This is a genomic window from Kitasatospora sp. NPDC094028, from assembly GCF_049543595.1.
Taxonomy (GTDB): Bacteria; Actinomycetota; Actinomycetes; order Streptomycetales; family Streptomycetaceae; genus Kitasatospora.
The window spans coordinates 1-16,530 of sequence record NZ_JBMVFA010000033.1; the positions used below are offsets into that span (position 1 = coordinate 1).

The 16,530-nt window shown below is 74.2% G+C and carries 15 protein-coding genes and 1 rRNA gene; 13 read left to right on the forward strand and 3 right to left on the reverse strand.

The features are described 5' to 3' along the window. From rrf to ACPC54_RS33450, 6 genes are all read left to right on the forward strand, one after another. Nucleotides 1-87, forward strand: a 5S ribosomal RNA gene (gene rrf / locus ACPC54_RS33425); the annotation flags it as partial. A gap of 150 nt (nucleotides 88-237) precedes the next feature. Continuing rightward, the gene (locus ACPC54_RS33430; RefSeq protein ID WP_498970202.1) at nucleotides 238-798 is read left to right on the forward strand and encodes an RNA polymerase sigma factor; all 561 of its coding nucleotides are present in this window, start codon (nucleotides 238-240) and stop codon (nucleotides 796-798) included. Then, complete coding sequence (locus tag ACPC54_RS33435) at nucleotides 795-1,622, forward strand: zf-HC2 domain-containing protein (RefSeq protein ID WP_498970203.1); 828 nt, start codon at nucleotides 795-797, stop codon at nucleotides 1,620-1,622. Before ACPC54_RS33430 ends, ACPC54_RS33435 begins: the two co-directional genes overlap by 4 nt. A gap of 68 nt (nucleotides 1,623-1,690) precedes the next feature. Continuing rightward, a complete protein-coding gene (locus tag ACPC54_RS33440; protein ID WP_498970204.1) occupies nucleotides 1,691-2,500 on the forward strand; it encodes an ABC transporter ATP-binding protein in 810 nt (269 codons plus the stop codon). Further along, nucleotides 2,497-3,897 (forward strand): hypothetical protein, encoded by a 1,401-nt coding sequence (locus ACPC54_RS33445; RefSeq protein ID WP_498970205.1) that lies wholly within the window; start codon nucleotides 2,497-2,499, stop codon nucleotides 3,895-3,897. Before ACPC54_RS33440 ends, ACPC54_RS33445 begins: the two co-directional genes overlap by 4 nt. Next, a complete protein-coding gene (locus tag ACPC54_RS33450; RefSeq protein WP_498970206.1) occupies nucleotides 3,894-4,466 on the forward strand; it encodes a hypothetical protein in 573 nt (190 codons plus the stop codon). The genes ACPC54_RS33445 and ACPC54_RS33450 overlap by 4 nt, the downstream gene beginning before the upstream one ends. A gap of 72 nt (nucleotides 4,467-4,538) precedes the next feature. On the opposite strand, the gene ACPC54_RS33455 is transcribed toward ACPC54_RS33450, so the two are convergent. Together ACPC54_RS33455 and ACPC54_RS33460 are read right to left on the reverse strand one after the other, a co-directional pair. Further along, the gene (locus tag ACPC54_RS33455) at nucleotides 4,539-4,961 is read right to left on the reverse strand and encodes a tautomerase family protein (protein WP_498970207.1); all 423 of its coding nucleotides are present in this window, start codon (nucleotides 4,959-4,961) and stop codon (nucleotides 4,539-4,541) included. Between the two features lie 33 nt (nucleotides 4,962-4,994). Beyond that, complete coding sequence (locus ACPC54_RS33460) at nucleotides 4,995-5,708, reverse strand: SDR family oxidoreductase (RefSeq protein ID WP_498970208.1); 714 nt, start codon at nucleotides 5,706-5,708, stop codon at nucleotides 4,995-4,997. Between the two features lie 129 nt (nucleotides 5,709-5,837). Here ACPC54_RS33460 and ACPC54_RS33465 point away from each other — a divergent pair, with 129 nt between their 5' ends. Next, nucleotides 5,838-6,416 carry a TetR/AcrR family transcriptional regulator gene (locus tag ACPC54_RS33465; protein WP_498970209.1) on the forward strand — a complete coding sequence of 193 codons (579 nt, stop codon included), beginning with the start codon at nucleotides 5,838-5,840 and terminating at the stop codon, nucleotides 6,414-6,416. Nucleotides 6,417-6,578: 162 nt separating this feature from the next. Next, nucleotides 6,579-6,956 carry a nuclear transport factor 2 family protein gene (locus ACPC54_RS33470; RefSeq protein WP_498970210.1) on the forward strand — a complete coding sequence of 126 codons (378 nt, stop codon included), beginning with the start codon at nucleotides 6,579-6,581 and terminating at the stop codon, nucleotides 6,954-6,956. A 78-nt stretch (nucleotides 6,957-7,034) separates the two neighbouring features. On the opposite strand, the gene ACPC54_RS33475 is transcribed toward ACPC54_RS33470, so the two are convergent. Continuing rightward, nucleotides 7,035-8,612, reverse strand: coding sequence for a serine/threonine-protein kinase (locus tag ACPC54_RS33475; RefSeq protein WP_498970211.1), 1,578 nt, complete (start codon nucleotides 8,610-8,612; stop codon nucleotides 7,035-7,037). Nucleotides 8,613-9,551: 939 nt separating this feature from the next. Between ACPC54_RS33475 and ACPC54_RS33480 the strand changes: the two genes are divergently transcribed. From ACPC54_RS33480 to ACPC54_RS33500, 5 genes are all read left to right on the forward strand, one after another. Further along, a complete protein-coding gene (locus ACPC54_RS33480) occupies nucleotides 9,552-10,979 on the forward strand; it encodes a sugar transferase (protein WP_498970212.1) in 1,428 nt (475 codons plus the stop codon). Nucleotides 10,980-11,067: 88 nt separating this feature from the next. Further along, a complete protein-coding gene (locus tag ACPC54_RS33485; RefSeq protein ID WP_498970213.1) occupies nucleotides 11,068-12,384 on the forward strand; it encodes a nucleotide sugar dehydrogenase in 1,317 nt (438 codons plus the stop codon). After that, nucleotides 12,374-13,654, forward strand: a complete 1,281-nt coding sequence (locus ACPC54_RS33490; RefSeq protein ID WP_498970214.1) for a glycosyltransferase family 4 protein — start codon at nucleotides 12,374-12,376, stop codon at nucleotides 13,652-13,654. The genes ACPC54_RS33485 and ACPC54_RS33490 overlap by 11 nt, the downstream gene beginning before the upstream one ends. Then, entirely contained in the window at nucleotides 13,651-15,015 is a 1,365-nt protein-coding gene (locus ACPC54_RS33495) for a Wzz/FepE/Etk N-terminal domain-containing protein (RefSeq protein WP_498970215.1), read from the forward strand. The genes ACPC54_RS33490 and ACPC54_RS33495 overlap by 4 nt, the downstream gene beginning before the upstream one ends. Next, nucleotides 15,012-16,529 carry a Wzz/FepE/Etk N-terminal domain-containing protein gene (locus tag ACPC54_RS33500; RefSeq protein ID WP_498970216.1) on the forward strand — a complete coding sequence of 506 codons (1,518 nt, stop codon included), beginning with the start codon at nucleotides 15,012-15,014 and terminating at the stop codon, nucleotides 16,527-16,529. The genes ACPC54_RS33495 and ACPC54_RS33500 overlap by 4 nt, the downstream gene beginning before the upstream one ends. Nucleotide 16,530 lies beyond the last annotated feature (1 nt).

Consider the following 16,530-nt stretch of genomic DNA (forward strand, 5'->3'; position numbering starts at 1 on the left):
GGTTACATTCCGAACCCGGAAGCTAAGCCTCACAGCGCCGATGGTACTGCAGGGGGGACCCTGTGGGAGAGTAGGACGCCGCCGAACAATCATTCAGAAAAGGCCCGCCCGGGTTATCCGGGCGGGCCTTTTCGCGTTTACCGCCGGAAGGGACAGCCCAAACCCCACCGGAACGCGCGTGTGACGCAGGTCACGGCGGATGCAGAACCCGAACGCCGGATCGGGCGTCTGGCTGGTGTGAGATCACGGAGGAAGGCACTGGACGAGCTGGACGAGGAACGCCTCGTCCGGCTGGTGGCCAGGGGCGACCGCGGGGCGTTCGACGAGTTGTACCGGCGCACGTCGCCGTGGCTGGCGGTGCGGTTGCGCCGTCGCTGCGCGGACGAGCAGATCGTCGCCGAGGTCATGCAGGAGACGTATCTGGCGGTGTGGCGCGCGGCCGGCGCGTTCGCCGGGAGCGCGGTGGGCGGGACGGCAGTCGGGTGGCTGTGGACGATCGCGGCGCGCCGCCTCGTCGACGCGTTCCGGCGCCGCGCCCACCACGCCGAACCGCCGGTCGCCGCCGCCGAGCGGGCTGTGGTGCCCGCGGCGGAGGACGAGGCACTGGCCGGGACGGTCGGCGGCGAGGTCGGTGACGCCCTGCGGCGACTGGCGCCGGAGCTCCGCGATGTCCTGCAGGCGACGGTGCTCGACGGGCTGTCCGTCCGGGAGACCGCCGTTCTGCTCAGACTGCCCGAGGGCACGGTCAAGACCCGCGCCCGCCGGGCCCGGATCGCGATGCGGGAGGCGCTGGCATGAGTGGGAAACACCCGTCGAAGGAACTGATCGACGACTACGCACGGGGTGAGGCGACGATCGCCGCCGACACGGTCTGGGCCCTGGAGGCCCACCTGGAGACGTGCGCGCCGTGCCGGAGCCGGCTGGCTGCCTCCGTGACCGCCGGGGCGCCCGACGTCGTCGCGCTCCTCGGCACCGTCCGGGCCGGTCTGGAACCGGAGTTGGCGGCGGCGGCCGGCGCGGCCGCGGGCCGGCGCCGCCCGCGGCGGTTCTCGGTCTGGCTGATGCCGGTCGTCGCCCCGTGGTTCGCGATGACCGTCGCCGTCACCCTGACGGCGTTGCTGTTGGACGCGCTCGCGTCCCCGCGGTTCTTCGGCGGGGCGTCGCCCGTGTCGCTGGTCGCGCCCCTGCTGCCGCTGTGCGGTGTCGCCGCGGCGTGGTCGCGGCGCCTGGATCCGGCGCACGAACTGACGGCCTCGACCGCCCGGACTGGCCTGCCCCTGCTCCTGCGGCGCACGACGGCGGTCCTCGTGGTGGTCCTGCCCGGGCTCCTGCTGGGCGGTTTGCTGACCGGCAGTACGGCGGCGGCCCAGTGGCTGCTGCCCTCCCTGGCCTTCACCTCCACCGCGCTGGCGCTGGGCGGCGTGGTCGGCGTGACCCGGGCCGCCGCCGGACTGGCGGCCGGGTGGGCCGCCGCCGTGGTGGTGCCCGCGTGGGCCACCGGCCGGGTGCCGCTCGTCCGACAGTTCGTCCTGCAGCCGGATCGGCTGCCCCTGTGGGCTCTGCTCCTCGCGCTCGGCATCGGCGCCGTGTTCGCCCGCCGGAACGCGTACGCGACGCGGTGAGGCACCGGAGCGCCCGCGACACCGTGAACGACCGTCAACCACCGTCAACCCCCGGAAGGGATGACCGCATGACGCCTATGACGAGCGTGGCCGACACCGCGCCGAAGACCTATGCCTGGGAGATCCGTGCCGACGATCTGAGAGTGCGCGTCGGACGGAAGAAGCTGGCCGTCGACGGTCTCGACCTCTCCCTGGGCATCGGCGCCCACGGCCTCCTGGGTCCCAACGGAGCCGGGAAGACCAGCCTGATCCGGGCTCTGGCCACCGTCCTGCGACCCGCCGGGGGCGGGCTGGAGCTGCTCGGCACCGCCGTGGGCGGGACGGCCGACCTGCGGGCCCTGCGCCGGCGGATCGGCTACCTGCCGCAGGACTTCGGCTACTACCGGCGCTTCACGGTGCGGGAGTTCGTCGAGTACATGGCCTGGCTGAAGGAGGTGCCGAAGGCGCAGGTCCCCGGGGCCGTCCAGCGGGCCGTGGAACGGGTCGGCCTGGCGGACCGCGCCGACCACCGGATGAGGACGCTGTCCGGCGGCATGGTGCGGCGGGCCGGCATCGCCCAGGCCATCGTCAACGATCCCGCGCTGCTGCTGCTGGACGAGCCGACGGCCGGCCTGGATCCGGCGCAGCGCCTGCGGTTCCGTGAGCTGTTGCAGGACCTGGGCCGCGACACCTGTGTCGTCGTCTCCACCCACCTGGTCGAGGACGTCGCGGCCGCCTGCTCCGACGTGGTGCTGTTCGCGGACGGACGGCTCGTCTTCCAGGGCACGCCGGAGCAGCTGGCCGCCGCGGGCGGCCCCGAGCACCCGGGCGACAGCCCGCTGGAGCGCGGCTACTCGGCCCTGCTCAGCGACTCCGGGCAGCGGGGAGGCACCTGGTGACCGGGCGTGTCCTGCGCACCGAGCTGACGCGCTCGGTCGCCCCGTGGGCCGGCGTCGTGGTCCTGGCCGGCAGCCTGGCGATCCTCTGCCCGATCGATGCGGTCTGGTGGCGGGGCAACGCGGGCTGGACGGCCCAGTGGACCACGATGGCGATGTGGACCCGGTACCTGCTGGCGCTCTGGTGGCCGCTCGTGGTGGGAATGGGGGCGGTGTACGGGCTGCGCGACGCCCGGTCGCGGACGACCGAACTGCTGATGACCACGCCACTGCCCGCCTGGCGCCGTGCGGCCCTGCCGATCGGTGCGATGGCGCTCGCGTTGGCGTCGGGCTTCGGCCTCCTGGTCCTCGTGGGCGGAGTCCAGGTGGCTCTCGGCCGGACCACCTACGCGCCCCTCGGTTGGCTGCCGATCTCCCTCGTGGCGGCGCTGGCCCTCGTCGCGGGGGCGGTGTTCGGCATGGGCGTCGCGCGGACCCTGCCCTCCGTGCTCACCCCGCCGGCCCTGGTGGTGCTCTTCCTCCTGCTGACGGACCTCCTCGGGCAGCAGAACAGTGACGGGGCAGTGCCGTCGAGCGTCGCGCCGAACCGGCTCGCCCTGCTGTCCCCGGCGACCGCGGAGCCGCGGCAGATGCTGCTGACCCTCGCTGGTTCCGTGCACGTCGGTCAGGCGCTCTGGCTGCTCGGCCTGCTCGCCACCGGCTCCGCACTGCTGTCGGCCGTGACCCGCCGGGCCCGGCTGCTCGCGGTGATCCCTGCGGTGGCCGGCGCGGCCCTGGCCCTGCTGGTCCTCCCGTCCACTGCGCGCGACACGTACGTCGTCGACAAGGCCGCTGCCGCCCCGGTCTGCGACGGACCGGTGTGTGTGACGCAGGCGAACCGCGCACGCCTGCCCGAGCTCGCGCTGCGTAGCAAAGAGGCGCTGCGCGTGCTGCACGACGTCCTGGGCGACCAGGCACCGAACGCGGTGCGGGAGGACACCACGCTGCGCGCGCTCGGCGACGAACGCGAGCTCTCCGGCGAGGTGGTGCTGGTCGACTTCGACGACCGGCCGTTCGCCGATGCGACAGGGGAGGAACTGACTCGCGCGCTCATCGGCCAGGGTCTGGCACCGAGCTGCAGCGGGAACAACGACCGGGAGGGTGGGGGGCGCCGCGACGTCGCCGTCCAGAGCGTCGCCGTGAGCTGGGCCCTCCATGATTCCCGGTTCCAACCGCTGGAGGAGAAGGGCAGCGACGCGTACGCGCTCAAGGTCTGGGCGGACGCCGACATCGCCTGGCAGCGGCTGACGGCGCTGTCACCGGCCGAGCAGCGCTCGCGGATCGCCGGACTGCACGCTGCCGCCCTCTCCTGCTCGGGGTTCGCCCAGCTGCCGGTGCTGGCGGGGGAGGCCTCGCGATGAGATGGCTGATCCTGTACGCCCGTTCACGTCAGGTGCCCACCTCCGCCGCCGCGATCACGCTCGTCGCGCTGGCGCTGTGGGCCTGCACCCGGGGCGGGGCGGGCCCGGTGGGCCTGGGCATGGTGGTCCTGATCCTCACGGCGAACGTGGCGGCCGGGTCCGTCGGACTCGGCGGGCCGGACGTCGTGCTGGAGCGGACGGCGGCGATCCGCTGGGTGCCGCGCCGGGCGGCGCACGTGCTGCTGATCGGCGTGTCCGCGTGCGCGGCGCTGCCGGCCTTCCGGGCGGTGGGAGTCGGCCTCGCCCCGGTGGAGGTCGTCGTCCGGGACAGCGCGGGCCTGGCAGGTCTGGCCGCGCTCGGTGCAGCGCTGTGCGGGGCGCAGTTCGCCTGGACCCTCCCGGCCGGCTGGCTCGCGTTCACCCTCTTTGTCCCGGTTCCGGGCGGCACCGCGGGAGAGGTGCTCGGCTGGACGGTCCTCCCGCCCGGCACGGCGGTCTCCACCGGGACGGCATGGGCCCTGCTGGCGACCGGCACCCTGGCGTACGCCTTGGCGGGGCCGAGGCGTTGACGGACCCGGCCCTCCGCCGGGCGCGGCCCGCAGTGTGTCAGTGCACGCTGCCGGCCGCGCCCGTGGCGGGCATCAGTACGGGCTCGGGCGGTTCTCCTCGGCCCAGTGCCGCTCGGCCTCGCTCAGCGGCGGGGGCGGGGTGAGGCCGTCGATCATCCAGAGGTCCCGCGGCGTCTCGTCGACGTGGAACTCGCAGTACAGGCCGCGGTCCGTGGTGTGCGGTGCGAGGAGCGCGGCGAGCGCTTCCCTGGTCCGCCGGCGCAGGTCCGGGTCCTCGCTGTGCCGGGCGAGGTGCTCGACGACGATGCGGACGGCGTCCGGCGCCGGCTCGCCGCCGATGTGGAAGGACTCCGGGTCGACGTCGTGGAAGAGCACCACGGCGTAGAACTTCGGCAGCCCGAAGCGGGCGTAGAACTCCGTGATGTCGGTGGCGAGTTGCTTCTTCTGCGGCGCGGTGTAGGTGCCGGGCGAGTGGTAGACGTGCCAGAGCGGCATGGTTCTCCTCGATGCGGTGACGTGCCGGCGGGTTCAGCGGCGGACGGAGACGGCGAGGCCTTCCACCGGCCCGGACAGCGCGGCCTTGACCGCGCGGGTCGCGTCGTCGACGAGGATCTCGCTCTGCCCGCGCTCGACGCCGTCCAGGACGATGCGGGCGACGTCGGCGACGGCGGTCTTCTCGACCGGGATGGCCGCGACCATGTCGGTGTCGGCGAAGCCCAGGTGCACGCCGACGACCTGGGTGCCCTGGGCGGCGAGTTCGAGGCGCAGCGAGTTCGTCAGCGACCACAGGGCGGCCTTGGAAGCGCCGTACGCGCCGGCGCCCGCGCCCCAGGACAGCAGGGAGTGCAGGTCGACGAGTGCGCCGCCGCCGCGGGCGGCGAGCGCCGGCGCGAACGCGCGGGCGATCCGCAGCGGGCCGAAGACGTTGGTCTCGAAGGTGTCCCGGACCAGGGCGAGGTCGGTGGTGAGCAGCGGTGCCGGGTGGAGGACGCCGGCGTTGTTGAAGACGAGGTCGACGTCCGGTGCCCGCTCGGCCAGGGCGGCGACGGAGGCGTCGTCGGTGACGTCGAGGGGGAGCACCTCGACCCGCCGGTCCGGGTGCGGAACGGGGTCGAGGCCGGGGTTGCGGGCGGTGGCGTAGACCTTCGTCGCGCCGCGCCGGAGCAGTTCCTCCACGAGTGCCCGGCCGATGCCGCGGCGGCCTCCGGTGACCAGCGCGACAGAGCCTTCGATCACGGTCATGTGCGTTCTCCTCGCTCGTAGGATGGCTTTAGATTATTACCATCATCTAAATGGGATGCGGAAGTAGGATTCTCAGGAGCTTCCGCACAGGACGTCCGGGGGCTCAGGACGAAGAAGGGACCGCCGACCATGCCCCGAGTGTCACGAGCCGAGGCCCAGCGGCACCGGCAGCAGGTGATCGAGCAGACCTCCCGGCTGATCCGGGAGAAGGGCGCCGACCAGGTCAGCGTGCCCCAGGCGATGGCCGCCGCCGGGCTCACCCACGGCGGCTTCTACCGGCACTTCAGCTCGAAGGACGACCTGATCGTCCAGGCCCTCCAGGCCGCCTTCACCGAGCGCCGCGAGGCCCTGGACGAGCTCGCCGGGGCGGCACCCGACGACGGGCCGGCCGGGGCCGGCCGGGCCGAGTTCCTGCGGCGCTACCTCTCCGACGTCCACCGCGACCACCCCGAGGGCGGCTGCGCCGCGGCCGCCCTGGCCGCCGACGCCATCCGCGCCGAGCCCGGCACCCCGATCCGCGCCGCCTTCACGGCGGGCCTGCACGACCTCGTGGACGGCTACGGGCAGTTCGGCGGCGACGAGGACGACCGCGGCACCGCCCTCGCCGAACTCTCCACGCTCGTCGGCGCCATCCTGCTCGCGCGCGCCAGCGACGACCCGGCCCTCTCCCGCGAGATCCTCGCCGCCGCCCGCCGGCACCTGGACTGACAGCCGGACCGGTTCACGGGATTGTGGACGGTCGCGGGCGGGCGGACGGTGCTGCCGGCGCTCCCCAGCCTGGGTGGGCGAGGGGTGGGTGCCCGGGCCAAACCACCGGCCACGCCGGGCCGGTGGGTCGAGCGCACGCGAAACTGCTGGTATGACTGGGGGATGCAGGAAGAGACGGCACGCTCCGCGATCGACACGTTCATCTCCGCGTTCAACGCCTCGGACGACGGCTATGTGACGGCCCTGCTCTCCCAGGCCCTGACCTCGGACGTGGTCTTCTGGGGGCCGTTGGGTCGCAGTGAGGGAATCGAGGCGGTCGAGCGGTTCGTGCTCGACATCCGGCGCCACCCGGCGGGGACCGGCACGATGGTGCGCTGCTCGGCGGTGGACATGCCGGACGAATGGGCCCGGTACCAGTGGGTGTTCACCACGCCCGATGGAGGCCCCCGCCTGGCGGGAACGGACGTCGTCCATCTGCGACGGAGCCTCATCGACCAGGTCATCGTCTTCGCGGGGGAGATCGAGCCGCTCGCCTCCTGAGCCGTCCCTCCGCCGCCGTCCTTCCGCCGCCGTCCTTCCGCCGCTGTCCTGCCCGGTCGGGTCGGGCGGCGCGGAACGTCAACTGGGGCGCGGGTAGGTCTCCGTGACCTTGCCGTCGAGGGTCGCCGCCAGGTGGGCGCCGCCGTGGTCGTCGCCGACGTAGACGGTCACGGTCGCCTCGGTCTCGCCCCAGGCCTTGGAGTTCTGCACGGTGATGTGGTGGGTGGTCGGGTGCGGGATGCCGAGGCCGGTGTCCGCCTGCTGCAGGAGCGCGGGGAGCGCGTCCCAGTTGACGTTGCGCAGGTCCACCGCCTTGTCGCCGGCGGTCACCTGGCCTCCGCCGCGGGGGGAGGGGACGGTCTTGCCGCCCCGGTAGTCGAAGGAGTCGTAGAGGTTGTGGTTCGCGGCGGTCGGGGCCGTGGCGAACCCGGAGTCCTCGGAGAGGGTGAAGCTGAGGACGGTGAAGCCGCCCAGTTTCGGGCTCATGGCCTGGATGACGTCGCGGGCGCCGCTCGGGGTCAGCAGGCCCGGGTAGGCGGGTGGTGCGGAGGTGCCACCGCCGTCGGACGCGAAGTGCTGGGCGGTGAAGGCGATCGTGAGCATCAGCGCGGCGGGCACCAGGTAGTAGCTCGTCCGCAGCGCCGCGCGCCAGGCGCCGGCCCGGGAGGTCCGGGGGGCCGGGGTGGGCGCGTCCGGGAGCGGCTGGGGCGGTTCGGTCCGGACCGTGGGGTGCGGGCGGTCGTCCTGCCGCAGGGTCGGCGCCGGGCCGGCCGTGGCGGCGGGCGCGGGCGGGGAGAGCCGTACGGTGTGCGCCGCGGCGGCCTCGGCGTGGGCGAGCAGCGCGTCGAGGTGCGGGGCGTCGGGTCGGGCCGCGGTGTCGCGGACGAGGACGGCGGTGAGCGCCGGCGCGAGCGGCCCGGACCGTACCGGCGGCGGCACCGGGTCGTCGAGGACGGCGGCGAGCGTGGCGAGGCTGGTGCCGCGCCGCAGCGGGTGGTGGCCCTCCACCGCGACGTAGAGCATCATCGCCAGCGACCACAGGTCGGAGGCCGGGTTGCCCTCCTCGCCGCGGACGCGTTCGGGCGCGATGTACTCGGGCGAGCCGATCAGCGAACCGGTGGTGGTCAGGCTGGGCGCCCCGGCCAGGCCGGCGATGCCGAAGTCCGTGAGCACGGGGGTGCCGTCCGGCCGCAGCAGGACGTTGCCGGGCTTGACGTCGCGGTGGTGGATCCCGGCCGCGTGGGCGGCGGTCAGGGCCGACAGCACGCCGCGGCCGAGCCGGGCCGCCTCCGGCGGGGACATCGGGCCGCGGGCGAGCCGGTCGTGCAGGGAGCCGCCGGTCACCAGCTCCATCACCAGCCAGGGGTGCGGGAGTTCGGGCAGGTCCACGATGTGGTGGATGGTCGCCACGTTGGGGTGGTTGAGCCGGGCCAGCGAACGGGCCTCGCGCAGCACCCGCTCGCGCACGACGCGCGCCGCCCGGGGGTCGCCGTCGAGCAGGGCCGGGTCGGGCGGGCGCACCTCCTTCAGCGCGACCTCGCGGTGCAGCATGGTGTCGCGGGCGCGCCACACCAGCCCCATGCCTCCGCCGCCGAGCCGCTCCAGCAGTTCGAAGCGTCCGTCGACGAGTTGTGTTCCCGGCCCCCCTGAAGTCATGACGGTCATCGTAGGGGGTGATCATCGGTCGCCGTCCGGCCCGTCCCCGGGGGCTGGCGATGCACCAGGCGTGGTTCAAGGCCGTCACCCTCCAGGTGGCGCTGTGGGCCCGCCCGTACGCCGGGGCCGCCTGGTAGCCGGGCGGTCCGGAAAAGCGGGCGGTGGCCCGGGGCGGAGTGTTCCGCGCCGGGCCACCGTTGTGCGTCGGGCCACTGGTGCGGGTGGGACTGTTGATGCCATTTCCGTGATCTCTTCGTGGATCCGATCATTCGAAGACGATCTTTGGTTTCCGGCGGATCTTGGCGCGGGCCGGATCGGGCCGCCCCGGCCGGCGGACGGCGTACGGATGTCCTGAAATCGGCCCTGTCGGCCGCGGCCCGGCACCCCGGAAGGATGGGTACCGGCCGGCCGGACGGCTCCCGTCCTCGCAGGCCACCGGGCGTGTCGCCGTGGTCGGCGGGCGGCCCCTCGTCACCCTCCGGTACATCCCAGTTCAAATTTCGAGCACGCGTTTCACACATCCCCCTCTTTGGGTCGCTTCGATGCTCTACATTGATTTTCGCCCCGCACGGTCGGACGCGGGGCGGGAATGACGATCTAGGTTCGGCGCTGCGGACGTGCAGGATCCGCGGCGGTTTTCCGCACGCCCTGGGAATGCGGCAGGACATTCGCGTCCGTCGATGCCCGGGTGGGGTTTCACGCAGCACGGCGAGGGCCTGTTTTGGCATGCGCGGGGGCCGGGACCTCACCGGAGGAGGGAACAGCGCGGTACGGGAGTCGGTGCCTCCCGAGGGGAGGAACAGTGCGGGAGGCGCGGGCCTCCCGGGGGGAGGAATCGTGTGGAGCGAGCACGTCGAACCCACTGACGACCTGGACGGGGCAGTCGAACAGGGGGAGGGGGAATTAGTCCGCCCGGTTCCACCGGCGCGCAGGCGCCGGGTGAACGGGAAGTACAGCCGGCCCGAGATCGACTGGGAGCAGCAGTACCGCCGTACGGTGATCGTCAGCGACACCGTGGCCACCGCCTTCGTGGTGGCGGCGATCGGCGGATTCTTCGGGGTCCGGGACGCGGCCAACTGGCACGAGAAGTGGGGCATCCTCGCCTTCGGCACCGAACTGCTGGTGCTGGGAGCGCTGGCGACCACCCGGTCCTGGGCGCCGGCCGTGCTCGGCCAGGGCGCCGAGGAGTTCCGCCGGCTCGGACGCTCGTTGTTCACGGCGGCCGTCGTCCTGTCGCTCGGCGGGATCGCCCTGAGTTCGCACAACATCAAGCTCTGGATCTTCGTCGCGATCCCGGCGATCACGCTCGTCACGATGACCGAGCGGTACCTGCTGCGGCTCTGGCTGCACCGGCAGCGCAACGAGGGGCGGTGCCTGCGCCCGGTGCTCGCCGCCGGGAGCCCGGCCACCGTGCGCGACCTGATCACCCGCACCCGCAAGTTCCCGCACCTCGGCTGGCGGGTGGAGGCGGTGTGCACGCCGTACGACCTCGGCCTGGGCGGTGACCGGCTGGACGGCGTGCCGGTCGTCGGGCGGCTGGCGGACGTCGCCAACCACGTCCGCCGTGACGGCTACCGGGTCGTCGCGGTCACCCCGGACCCGCACTGGTCGCCGGACCGGCTGCAGCGGCTGGCCTGGAACCTGGAGGGCGGCGAGGCCGAGATGGTCGTCGCCCCCGTGCTGATGGAGGTGGCCGGCCCGCGGCTGCACGTCGACGCGGTGCTGGGGATCCCGATGCTGCGGGTCAGCATGCCGACCTTCACCGGCGGCCCGCGGGCGGTCAAGGCCGTCGTCGACCGGCTGGGCGCGGTGGTCCTGCTGATCCTGTTCGCGCCGCTGATGCTGCTCATCGGGCTGCTCGTGCGGACGGACAGCCGGGGCGGGGCGTTCTACCGGCAGCAGCGGGTGGGCAAGGACGGCCGCGAGTTCACCCTGCTCAAGTTCCGCACCATGGTGGTCGGGGCCGACCGGGCCCGCGCCGAGCTGGCCGACCGCAACGAGGGCGCCGGCCTGCTGTTCAAGCTCCGCCGGGACCCGCGGGTGACCAGGGTGGGCGGGGTGCTGCGCCGGTACTCGCTCGACGAACTGCCGCAGCTGTTCAACGTGGTGGCCGGCTCGATGTCGCTCGTCGGGCCCCGGCCCCCGCTGCCCGAGGAGTCCGCCGCGTACGGCCCGGACATCCGGCGGCGGCTGCTCGTCAAACCCGGGCTCACCGGCCTGTGGCAGATCAGCGGGCGCAGCGACCTGCCGTGGGAGGAGGCGGTCCGGCTGGACCTGCGGTACGTGGAGGACTGGTCGCTGGCCCTGGACGCGGTGATCTTGTGGAAGACGCTGCGGGCGGTGCTGCAGGGGCAGGGGGCCTACTGATGCGGGGCCAACTGATGCGGGAGGAGCGTCGCCCGATCGGCGCGCGGACGGCCGGCCACAAGGGCCTGCCCGAGGGGAGGAACGGGTCATGAGGGTCAGCGTCCTGGGGCTCGGCTACGTGGGCTGCGTGTCGGCCGCGTGCCTGGCCAGCCTGGGCCACGAGGTCATCGGGGTGGACGTCAACCAGGTGAAGGTCGACCTGGTCAACGAGGGCAGGGCCCCGGTGGTCGAGGAGCGGATCGGCGAGCTCACCGCCGAGGTCGTCCGGGCCGGGCGGCTGCGCGCCACCGCCGACGTCCGCGAGGCGGTCACGGCCAGCGAGGTGTCGCTGGTCTGCGTGGGCACGCCGTCCGAGCCCAACGGCAGCCTGTGCACCACCTACCTGGAGCGGGTCACCGAGCAGATCGGTGCCGCGGCGGCCGAGAAGGGGGGCCGGCACACCGTCGTCTTCCGCAGCACCATGCTGCCGGGCACCTGCCTCGACCTGCTGGTGCCGATCCTGGAGAAGCACCTCGGCGGCACCGCCGGGGTGGACGTCGGGGTCGCGGTCAACCCGGAGTTCCTGCGCGAGGGCACCAGCGTGCGGGACTTCTTCGACCCGCCGAAGACCGTCATCGGCGAGCTGGACGTGGCGAGCGGCGACGTGGTCGCGGAACTGTACGCCACCCTGCCCGGCGAGGTGTTCCGGGTGCCCGTCCCGGTGGCCGAGGCGATCAAGTACGCGGACAACGCGTTCCACGGCCTCAAGATCGGCTTCGCGAACGAGCTGGGCGCGGTCTGCCAGGCCCTCGGGGTGGACTCGCACCGGGTGATGGACGTGTTCCTGGCCGACCGCAAGCTGAACATCAGCCCCGCCTACCTGCGGCCCGGCTTCGCCTTCGGCGGCTCCTGCCTGCCCAAGGACCTGCGCAGCCTGGTCCACGCGGCGCGGCGGGCCGACGTCTCGGTGCCGATCCTCTCCCACGTGCTGCCCTCCAACTCCGACCACCTGCAGCGCGCGGTGGAACTGGTCGAGCGCACCGGCAGGCGCCGGGTGGGCATGTTCGGCCTCTCCTTCAAGCCCGGCACCGACGACCTGCGCGAGAGCCCGCTCGTCGAGCTGGCCGAGCGGCTCTTCGGCAAGGGCTACGACCTGCGGATCTACGACCCCAACGTGAACCTCTCGCGGCTGCTCGGCGCGAACCGCGAGTACATCGAGAACCGGCTGCCGCACCTCGCGCAGCTGCTCGCGCCGTCCGTCGACGAGGTGCTCCGGCACGCCGAGGTGTGCGTGATCGGCACCCGGGACCCGGCCGTGCTGTCCGCGCTGCCGCCCGGCGGCGGCCCGGAGATCGTCGACCTCGTCCGCCTTCCCGACGCCGAGGCGCGCCGGGCCGAACCGGGGTACACGGGCCTTGCTTGGTGACGCGTCGTTCGACGAGACGGCCGGTCGCGACGGCCACGGCCGTCGCGCGCTGGTCCTGGTGGAGAACCTGTCGGTGCCGTTCGACCGGCGGGTGTGGCAGGAGTGCACGACGCTGCGCGACGCGGGCTGGACGGTGGACGTCATCTGCCCGCGCGGGAGCAGGCGGGACACCGAGCCCGAGGCGGTGGTCGACGGGGTGCGGATCCACCGCTACCCGCTGCGGGCGGCCACCGGCGGCCCGGCCGGCTACCTGCGCGAGTACGGCACGGCGCTGTGGCACACGGCCCGGCTGGCCCGCAGGGTCGGCCCGGTCGACGTCGTCCACGCCTGCAACCCGCCCGACCTGCTGTTCCTGCCCGCCCTGTGGCTGAAGCGGCGCGGCGCGCGCTTCGTGTTCGACCAGCACGACCTGGTGCCGGAGCTGTACCTCTCCCGGTTCGACCGCGGCGCGGACCTGCTGTACCGCGGCGTGCGCGCGCTGGAGCGGCTCACCTACCGGGCCGCGGACATCGTGCTCGCCACGAACGAGAGCTACCGGGACACCGCGCTGCGCCGCGGCGGCCTGCGGCCCGAGGACGTCTTCGTGGTCCGCAGCGCGCCCGACACCGACCGCTTCCGGCCGGTGCCGCCGGAGCCGGGGCTCAAGCGCGGCAAGCCCCATCTGCTGTGCTACCTCGGCGTGATGGGCCCGCAGGACGGCGTCGACTACGCCCTGCGCGCGCTCGCGAAACTGCGCGACGAACGCGGACGGACCGACTGGCACGCCGTGTTCGTCGGCGGCGGCGACACCTTCGACGCGATGGTGGAGCTGTCCCGGCGGCTCGGGCTCTCCGAGCAGGTGCAGTTCACCGGCCGGGTGCCGGACGCCGACCTGGTGCGCTACCTGTCCACCGCCGACGTGTGCCTCTCCCCGGACCCGCGCAATCCGCTCAACGACGTGTCCACCATGAACAAGGTCCTGGAGTACATGGTGATGGGCCGGCCGATCGTCTCCTTCGACCTCAAGGAGGCGCGGGTCTCCGCCGGGGACGCCGCCGTCTACGCGCCCGCCAACGACGAGGCCGAATTCGCCCGGCTCGTCGAGGAGTTGATGGACGACCCGGAGAAGCGGGCCTGGATGGGCAAGCTCGGCCAGGAACGGATCAACGGGCCGCTCGCCTGGCGCGACTCCCAGCGGTCGCTGCTCGCCGCCTACGCCGCCGCGGTCGCCGGCCGCGCCCCGGTGTCGGCGCGCGGCCGGGGCCGGGCCGGGAGAAGGCCGCGCCGTTGAGCGACGACACGATACGCCTGGTCACGATCGGCCGGATCCTGCGCGGGCGCTGGCGGCTGCTCGCCGTCCTCGCCCTGGTGGGCGCGCTCGTCGGCTACGGCACCTCCCTGCTGTTCCCGCCGAGTTACACGACCACGGCGTCGGTCCTGCTGCCCGGGGTGTGGCAGGAGCGCGAGCTGCTGACCCAGGCGGAGATCGCGACCAGCTCGGTGGTGGTCGACCGGGCGGCCGCCACCCTCGGCTGGGGCGGGGGCGCCGAGCTGCGGGACAAGGTGAGCGCCACCGCCGCGGACGGCAACATCATCAAGATCTCCGGGACGGCCGACACCCCGGAGCGCGCCCAGCAACTCGCCGACCAGGTCGCCAGGCAGTTCGTCACCTTCGCCGCGCGGCTGTCCGGCGACGGCACGGACCCGGGGGCGGCGCAGCCCGAGCAGCTGCGGCAGATGGTGGTGCAGGCCAGCCGCCGCATCACCGACCTGGCCGACGCGACCGGCCCGGGGCAGACCGTGGAGAGCGTGCAGACCCGCACCGAGCTCGCGAAGCTGCGCACCGCGCTCCAGGACGCCGTCAAGAAGCTGGACCAGGCGGACCCGGCCACCGCCAACAAGGCCAACATGGTCGTCATGGGCCCGGCCGCCCGGCCGTCCGGCGAGGCCCCGCCGACGCGGACGCAGCTCGTCGTCGGCGGGGCGGTGCTGGCCCTCCTGCTCGCGGTCGTCGGCCACCTCACCGCCGCCCGGACGAGCCGCCGGCCGCGCACCGAACCGGAACTCGCGGCGGCGCTGGGCTCGGCCGTGCTGGGCAGCGTCGACGTGCCCGGCGGACGCGCCGCGCAGCGCCCGCGGGGCCGCGGCCCGGGAGCCCTGGCGCGCCGGCTGCTGGGCCTCGACGTCCGGTGGGACCTGCCGGTGCCGCACGCCTCCGGCGACGAGGCCGGCCGGCAGCTCCGCTACCGGCGGGTCTGCGCCCGGCTGCGGGACGGGCTGCCGTCCGCCCGGCGGCTGCTGGTGGTCGTCCCGGAGGGCGACGGGACGGCCCGGCTGGCCGCCGAGCAGCTCGTGGCCGAGGCCGGGGGCGATCTGCTGCGGCGCGTGGTGGAGGTCCCGGTGGACCGGCCGCTGGTGCCGGACGGCGAGGGCGAGTCCGGCGCCGTGGTCGTGCTCAGCGCGGGCAGCTGGACGGCGCCGGAGCTCGCCGGCCTCGCCGGGGCGTGCGCGGACGCGAAGCACGAGCTCGTCGGCGTCGTCGTGGCCGGCACCGTCCGGGCGGCCCGTCCGGCCCGGTCCGCCGGGCGGACGCCGGACGCCGCCGATCCGGTGCCCGCGGCCGGTGCCGAGGCGAGGAGAGGTACGGGGTGACGACGCGTACGACCGCGGAGCCGTCGACCGCCCCGCCGCTGCTGGACCTGCACGCGCTGGTCGTCGCGGTGCGCCGGCGCCGGCGCCTGTGGTGCGCCCTGGCGCTGCTCGGGCTGCTGCTCGGCGCGGCCGTGACGGTCCTGAGCCCGCCGCCGCCGACCGCGGTGACCAAGGTGCTGGTCGCGCACCAGGCGGACCAGCCGAACGACCCCGGAACGCTGATCCGCACCGACGTCGCCCTGCTGCAGACCACCGGAATCGCCGGCCAGGCCCTCAAGTCCCTCGGCTCCGCGACGAAGCTGGAGGACCTGCTGAAGGACTACACGGGGACCGGCCTGACCAACAACCTGCTGCAGATCACCGCGAGCGGGCACAGCGACACCGAAGCCGTGGCCCGGGCCAAGGCGCTGGCCGAGGCCTTCGTCGCCGACCACGTGCGGCGGCTCCAGGAGGCCGCGGACGCCGAGGCCAAGGCCCTGACCGACCAGCGCGACCGGCTGAAGGAGGAACTCGCCCAGGTCAACCAGGCGGTCGGGGACGAATCCCAGCAGAGCGGCCCGAAGACCTCGGCGAACCTGGAGTCGCTGATCGCCCGCCGGGCCGAACTCACCTCCCGGATCACCGACTTCAGCCAGCGCGCCGCGGAGGCGAAGGTTGGCACGCCCCGGCTCGCCGCCGGCACCCAGATCGTCGACGCCCCGCGGCTGGAACGGCAGTCCCTGGCCAAGGGCGCCGCCACCAACGGCGGGATCGGGCTCGTCCTCGGTCTCGTCCTCGGGATCGCGCTGGCCGCGGTCGGCGCGGTGGTGGCGGACCGCCCGGTGCTGCGCCGGGAGGTCGCGGCGAACCTCGGCGCCTCGGTGATCGCGGAGCTGCCGCACCGCCCGGCCGGACGGTGGCAGCGCGAACGGACCCGGGCGGCCCGGACCGGGCTCACCACGACCCTGGCCCGCGCCGTGCGGGACTCGGACGAGCCCGTGTCGCTGCTGGAACTGGGCAGCGCGCGCAACGCGGCCGCGATCGCCCTGGACCTCGCCGCGGCACTGGAGCCGCGGGGGCCGGTGGTCCTCGTCGACGGCCTGCCCGGTGCGCGGCTCACCGACCGCCGCCGCACGGCGGACGGCCCGACCGTGGTCGACGGCGCGGACGCCGAGACCGTACCGGAGGACCGGCGCCGGCTCGGCGTGGGCTCGGTGGCGCCCGGCACGGCGTGGACGGACCTGCGCCACCTCGGCACCCGGACGGTGCTCGTCGTGCGGGCCGGGCACGGCAGCGCCGCCTGGCTGCACACCGTGGCGCGCCAACTCGCGGAGCAGCGCATCGCCGTGATCGGCGTGGTGCTGATCGACCCCGATCCGCGGGACCGCACCGACGGCACACTCTGGGACGGACCGCACACCGCGCCGCGGGGGCGCGGCGAGCGGCCGGCCCGGCAGAACGGGGCCGTGCGGCGGACCCGACGACTGACGACCCGGACCGCAACGGTCCCGGACAGCGACCAGGAGGCGAGGTAGC